The organism is Inquilinus sp. OTU3971 (assembly GCF_038440215.1).
Window position 1 is genome coordinate 1 of record NZ_JASATH010000301.1, and the last position, 5,947, is coordinate 5,947.

General features: G+C 69.4%; 7 protein-coding genes. All 7 read right to left on the reverse strand.

Annotated elements, in window-relative coordinates; genetic code table 11:
* Positions 1-156: 156 nt before the first annotated feature.
* Positions 157-933 (reverse strand): 1,2-phenylacetyl-CoA epoxidase subunit PaaC, encoded by a 777-nt coding sequence (paaC, locus tag AAHM41_RS38235; RefSeq protein ID WP_342241878.1) that lies wholly within the window; start codon positions 931-933, stop codon positions 157-159.
* Positions 933-1,220, reverse strand: a complete 288-nt coding sequence (gene paaB, locus AAHM41_RS38240; protein ID WP_138888754.1) for a 1,2-phenylacetyl-CoA epoxidase subunit PaaB — start codon at positions 1,218-1,220, stop codon at positions 933-935. The genes paaC and paaB overlap by 1 nt, the downstream gene beginning before the upstream one ends.
* A 15-nt stretch (positions 1,221-1,235) precedes the next feature.
* The gene (paaA, locus tag AAHM41_RS38245; RefSeq protein WP_342241879.1) at positions 1,236-2,219 is read right to left on the reverse strand and encodes a 1,2-phenylacetyl-CoA epoxidase subunit PaaA; all 984 of its coding nucleotides are present in this window, start codon (positions 2,217-2,219) and stop codon (positions 1,236-1,238) included.
* A 172-nt stretch (positions 2,220-2,391) separates the two neighbouring features.
* The gene (gene paaX, locus AAHM41_RS38250) at positions 2,392-3,264 is read right to left on the reverse strand and encodes a phenylacetic acid degradation operon negative regulatory protein PaaX (protein ID WP_342241880.1); all 873 of its coding nucleotides are present in this window, start codon (positions 3,262-3,264) and stop codon (positions 2,392-2,394) included.
* 8 nt (positions 3,265-3,272) lie between these two features.
* Entirely contained in the window at positions 3,273-3,920 is a 648-nt protein-coding gene (locus AAHM41_RS38255; protein WP_342241881.1) for a TetR/AcrR family transcriptional regulator, read from the reverse strand.
* Between the two features lie 122 nt (positions 3,921-4,042).
* Positions 4,043-5,035, reverse strand: a complete 993-nt coding sequence (locus tag AAHM41_RS38260) for a YihY/virulence factor BrkB family protein (protein ID WP_342241882.1) — start codon at positions 5,033-5,035, stop codon at positions 4,043-4,045.
* Positions 5,036-5,102: 67 nt separating this feature from the next.
* Complete coding sequence (locus AAHM41_RS38265; protein ID WP_342241883.1) at positions 5,103-5,714, reverse strand: LysE family translocator; 612 nt, start codon at positions 5,712-5,714, stop codon at positions 5,103-5,105.
* Positions 5,715-5,947 lie beyond the last annotated feature (233 nt).

The window sequence follows — 5,947 nt, forward strand, 5'->3', positions numbered from 1 at the left end:
AGGCCGTAGCCACCCCCTCACCCCAAATCGCTCACGCTATTTCGACCTCTCCCCAAGGAGAGGTGAAGAGGCTGCGGCTCTTATTCCCCTCTCCTCGGGGAGAGGGAGGGGCCCGGCGCGAAGCGACGGGAGGGTGAGGGGGATGGGGCCGCGCGGTCACCACTTCGCCCCCGGATAGCTGCGCTGCAGATACTGCAACTCGCTCAGCAGATGGCCGAGATGCTCGCTGTGCCGGCCGTCGCGGCCGCCGCGCTGGGTCCAGCCGGCAGGCGGCGTGGTCAGCGTCGCCTCGGCCAGCACAGCGGTCACCGTCTCGGACCAGGTCTCGCGCAGGCTCTCGGGATCGATCGCGACGCCCTGCCGGACCAGCTCGCTTTCGGCCTCATCCGGCATGAAGACCTCGCCGATGTAGGGCCACAACTCCTCCACCGCCGCCTGGGCCCGGGCATGGCTTTCCTCGGTGCCGTCGCCGAGGCGGATCACCCATTCCGCGGTATGGCGCAGATGGTAGGCGCTCTCCTTCTCCGCCTTCGCGGCGATCGCCGCCAGGGTCGGGTCGGTGGAAGCGGTCATGGCCCGCCAATAGGGATCGGCGAAGGCGGAGTAGAACAGCTGGCGGAGGATGGTGCGGGCGAAGTCGCCGTTCGGCTGCTCGACCAGCAGCAGGTTGCGGTACTGCCGCACGTCGCGCAGATAGGCGTAGCGGTCCTCGTCGTTGCCGGCGGCCTCGACCTCCGCGGCATAGCCGTAGAGGGCGCGGGCTTGGCCGATCAGGTCGAGCCCGATATTGGCCAGGGCCATGTCCTCTTCCATCATCGGCGCGTGGCCGCACCATTCGGACAGGCGGTGGCCCAGGATCAGGGCGTCGTCGGCCCGCGCCAGGGCATAGCGGACCAGCGGCGTCTCGGCGACGGTGATCATGGCCGCGGCCATCACATATGCCCGATCTCGTCGGGCACGTCGTAGAAGGTCGGGTGGCGGTAGATCTTGCTGGCCGCCGGCTCGAACATCATGCCCTTGTCGGCGGGGTCGGAGGCGGTGATGGCGTTGGACGGCACCACCCAGATCGACAGCCCCTCGCCTCGGCGGGTGTAGAGGTCGCGCGCCGCTTGCAGCGCCATGGTCGGGTCGGCCGCGTGCAGCGACCCGACATGCTTGTGCGCCAGCCCGTTGCGGCTGCGGATGAAGACTTCCCAGAGGGGAAAATTCTGCGTGGTCATGGGCCCTTCTCCCGGTCAGGCGGCGGCGCGGGCGCGGCGCTTTTCGGCATAGGCCAGCGCGGCCTCGCGCACCCAGGCGCCATCGTCATGGGCCTTGCGCCGCGCCGCCATCCGGTCGCGGTTGCATGGGCCGTTGCCGGCCAGGACCTGCTTGAACTCGTCCCAGTCGATCGGCCCATGCTGCCAATGCCCGGTCTCCTCGTCGAAGCGCAGCTCCGGATCGGGCGGGAACAGGCCGATGAACCGGGCCTGCGGCACGGTGGCGTCGATGAACTTCTGACGCAGCTCGTCATTCGAGAAGCGCTTGATCTTCCACTTCATCGAGGTGTCGCTGTGCTGGCTGGCGGAATCCGGGGGGCCGAACATCATCAGGCACGGCCACCACCAGCGGTCCAGCGCGTCCTGGGCCATCGCCTTCTGCTCCGGCGTGCCGCGGGCCAGGGTGACCATGATCTCGTAGCCCTGGCGCTGGTGGAAGGATTCCTCCTTGCACACCCGGATCATGGCGCGGGCGTAAGGCCCATAGGAGCAGCGGCACAGCGGGATCTGGTTCATGATCGCGGCGCCGTCGACCAGCCAGCCGATGGCGCCGATATCGGCCCAGGTCAGGGTCGGGTAGTTGAAGATCGAGGAGTATTTCGCGCGGCCGGTCAGCAACTGGTCCACCAGCTCCTCCCGCGCCGTGCCCAGCGTCTCGGCCGCGGCGTAGAGGTAGAGGCCGTGGCCGCACTCGTCCTGCACCTTGGCCAGCAGTGCCGCCTTGCGCCGCAGCGTCGGCGCCCGGGTGATCCAGTTGCCCTCCGGCAGCATGCCGACGATCTCGGAATGGGCGTGCTGCGAGATCTGCCGCGTCAGGGTCTTGCGATAGGCCTCCGGCATCCAGTCATTCGGCTCGATCCGGTCCTCGGCGTCGATCCGTTCCTGGAAGCGGGCGGCGAGGGCAGCGTCCTCGACCGGCCTGGCGGCTTGATCGGTGGCGTTGAGGGCTTGCGTGTACATGGCGTCCAGCCTCCCCTGACCTTGACCCAATTATATGTCACAGAAAAATTAATAATCAATGATTTTGGTAACATATCGTAAGTTGGGTTCCCCCTGGCGAACCCAACTTCGTGCCGCTGAAACAGTGTTGGGTTCGCTGTCGCGAACCCAACCTACGAGTCCGTCGTTGCTCCTACCGGAACCGCGCCCCGAGCTCCGGGCCGGGCGGGGGGAGGGGGCCGGATTCGGCCTGGCCGTTCGCGTCGAGCCAGCGCTCCGAGGCCGGCAACAGCCGATGGTAGAGATCGGCGCAGAGGGCACGGGCGGCGGCGCCGGGCCAGTCCGGCGGCAGCAGGTCGGCCGGCAGCACCGGGTCGCGCAGCACGATGCGGCGCCAGGCGTGGATCAGCAGGATGCGGGCGATGAAGCTGTCCTGGTCGGACAGCGCGCCGCCCGCCGCCAGCGCCGCCCGCAGCGGCTCGAAGGCCTCGAGGAAGTGGCGATAGGCGGCGGCCGTCTGGTCCAGCGGCCAGCTCATTGCCGCCAGCCGACGCCGCGTCTCGGCATCGGCCGTCGCATCCAGCCGCAGCGCATCGGCCGCCGCCGGCGGGATCGCGGTTCCGGCCGGCGCCACCCAGACACCGGGTGTGGCGCTGCCGAAGCCGGCATCCTGCAGCGCCGACCGCGCCGCCTCCCGATCGCCGCCATTGCCCAGCAGCACCAGCTCAAAGCCGATGCCGGGGGGCGGCGGATGGGCGTTGTAGATGTGCTCGGTGGCGGTCCGGAACGTCTCCCGCCCGCGCTCGGCCAAGCGGTAGAAGCTGTTGCGGCCGACCCGGCTGCGCTCCAGCCAGCCATCGGCGGCCAGCCGCGACATCGCCGTCCGCACCACCCCGTCGCCGATGCCGAGGGCGTGCAGGAAGGCGGACAGGGTGCCGAGCCACAGCGACCCGCCGCGCGGCACGATCGCGTCGCCATAGACGGTGATGATGATCGACCAGGTGCGCGACGGCTCGGCCTTCAGGCTGTCCAGGATCCGGCGCAGGGCAATGCGGGGGGCAGGCACGGCGTCGGTCAGGCGGTTTCCATTCGCCGGCGGACCCTGCCATCGGCCGGCCGCACCGCCGCCACCGCGTTCGCGGCGCCGGACAGCACCAGCTCGGTCGCCAGCCGGGCATAGTCGGCGCGGCTCAGCCCCTTGCCCTCGCGGAACCAGAGATAGTGCCAGTTCAGCATGCCGAACAGCGACATGGTCAGCGGCATCAGCAGGCTGCGGTCGGCCGCTGCATGCGGCACCGCCGCAGCCAGCGCCTCGGCGAAGATCCGGACCAGCGTCCGCTCCATGTCCTTCAACTGCTCCTGCTGCTCCGGCGGCAGGAGCTTCAGGCTGGTGATCTGCACCTGGTGCTCGGCATCGGCGTCGCGATAGGAATCGAGCAGGGCGGCGACGATCGCATGCAGCCGCTCGCGGGCGCTGGCCCGGGTGGCCGCTGCCGCCTCCACCGCCGCGACCAGCAGCGACAGATGCTCGGCCAGGATGTCGAACAGCACCGCGTCCTTGTCGCGGTAATAGTGGTACAGCAGGGCCTTCGAGATGCCGCAGGCCTCGGCGATCTTGGTGATCGAGGCGCCGGTGAAGCCGTGCCGGGCGAACAGCTCCGCCGTCCGGTGCAGGATCGCCCGCCGCTTGTCGTCGTAATCATGGGCGCGGGTGCGGGCCATGGCCTCCGGTCCGTTCACGTGTTGTCGACGGGACCAGCCTCGGGGCATCGCGGCCGCAGATCAAGAATTCTCTGAACGCTCGATCAATGAATTCCCCGAGATGTCGTCGGCCGGCGGGGCGATCATCCGTCCGATGCGTCGTGGCGCCAGGGTCTGATCTTCCCGAGCGTGTCGGCCATCACCGCGCCGCGCCGGCCCATCGGCTTGTCGCCGTCGACGGTGCTGTCCCGGGCGGTCTGGTGCTCCATCTCCGCGTTCAGCTCGGCGCCGATCAGGAACACGACCGTCGACAGCCAGATCCAGGTCAGGAAGCCGATCACCGCCCCGAGCGAGCCGTAGGCCGCGTCGTAATCGCCGAAGCGGGCGACATACCAGGAGAACAGCATCGACCCGCCGATCCAGACCAGCGCCGCCAGAGCGCTGCCCCAGCTGATCCATTGCCAGCGCGGTTCCCGTCGGCTCGGGCCGAACCGGTACAGCAGCGACAATCCGACGATGGTCAGCACCAGCAGCGCGGGCCAGCGCAGCAGCCAGACCAGGGTGCCGGCGGCCGATCCGAGGCCGACGAAGTTGAGAACCACCGGCACGACGACGACGGCGATGAGGGCCAGGACGACGAAGACGAGGGCGAGCGCCGTGAACAGCAGCGAGACGGCGTTCAGCCGGAAGAACCCGCGCTTCTCGGTTTCGTCATAGACGACGTTCAGCGCATCGAACAGCGCCTTCATCCCGGCATTCGCGCTCCACAGCGAGATGGCGAGGCCGGCGAAGAAGGCGAAGCCGAGGGCCTGCCGGGGCTGGCTGGCGATGCGGTGCAGATGGCCGCCGATCACCTCCATCCCGCCGCTCGGCAGGATGAAGGCCAACTCGGCGATGTCCCGCTCGACCGTGGCGGGGTCGGCCACGAAGCCGTACAGCGACACGACCACGCCGATCGCGGGAAACAGGGCCAGCAGGGCGTAGTAGGCGACGCCGCCGGCAAGGGCGAAGACCCGGTCGTCATCGATCTCGGCCCAGACCCGCCACAGGATGTCGAGCCAGCCGCGCCGCGGGATCTCGGCCGGCGAGCGCGCATCGCGGCCGTGCCCGTCTTCCATCGACGCCGACGTCGCCATCGAGGCTTCCCACCGATACCGCACCTGCAAGGTGGAACGGCGGGGGAAGCGGGGGCGTTCCGCCGGGTCAGCGCTCGGCCAGCGCCAGCTTGGCGCCGAGGGCGACGAAGGCGGCGGCGAAGCTGCGGCGCATCCAGGTCATGACCCGCGGGCGCGTGATCACATGGTCGCGCATCGCCGCGGCGAACAGGCCGTAGACGGCGAAGACCGCGAAGGTCATCAGCATGAACACGCCGCTCAGCTCCAGCATCCGGGCCAGCGGCTGGGCCTCGGTGGTGCTGACGAACTGTGGCAGGAAGGCGACGAAGAAGATCGACAGCTTCGGGTTCAGGATGTTGATCAGGATCGCGGTCACCGTGACCTGCAACGCCGACCGGCCGCCGGCCTGCTTATCCACCTTCAGCGCGCCGTGCTCGCGCAGCGTGCTCCAGGCCATCCACAGCAGATAGGCGACGCCGAGATATTTGAAGATCTCGAAGGCCAGGGCGCTGGTGTGCAGCAGCGCCGCCAGCCCCAGGATCGCCGCCGCCAGATGCGGCACGATGCCTAGGGTGCAGCCGAAGGCGGCGATCACGCTGGCGCGCGACCCGCGGGTCAGCCCGGCGGCGATGGTGAACAGCGCGCCGGTACCGGGCGAGGCGACGATGATGAACGAGGTGATCAGGAACTCGATGCTCACGCCGGCACTCCTCCCGTCAGGCTGCGGCCGCCACGATGCCCTGGAGCGGTCGGGTGGGCAAGGAGATCGCTGATGGGCCGGGGCCGCCCCCTCACCCGAAATCGCTGCGCGATTTCGACCTCTTCCCAAGGAGAGGTGTCGGGGAACTCGGCTCAGTTTCCCCTCTCCTCGGGGAGAGGGAGAGGCGGGGGGGGGGGGGGGGGGGGGGGGGGGGGGGGGGGGGGGGCGGCGGG

Bases quoted from the DNA above. Each gene is read 5' to 3' on its own strand.
- paaC (WP_342241878.1), bottom strand. From the start codon at position 933: ATGGCCGCGGCCATGATCACCGTCGCCGAGACGCCGCTGGTCCGCTAT.
- paaA (WP_342241879.1), bottom strand. From the start codon at position 2,219: ATGTACACGCAAGCCCTCAACGCCACCGATCAAGCCGCCAGGCCGGTC.
- paaB (WP_138888754.1), bottom strand. From the start codon at position 1,220: ATGACCACGCAGAATTTTCCCCTCTGGGAAGTCTTCATCCGCAGCCGC.
- AAHM41_RS38260 (WP_342241882.1), bottom strand. From the start codon at position 5,035: ATGGCGACGTCGGCGTCGATGGAAGACGGGCACGGCCGCGATGCGCGC.
- AAHM41_RS38255 (WP_342241881.1), bottom strand. From the start codon at position 3,920: ATGGCCCGCACCCGCGCCCATGATTACGACGACAAGCGGCGGGCGATC.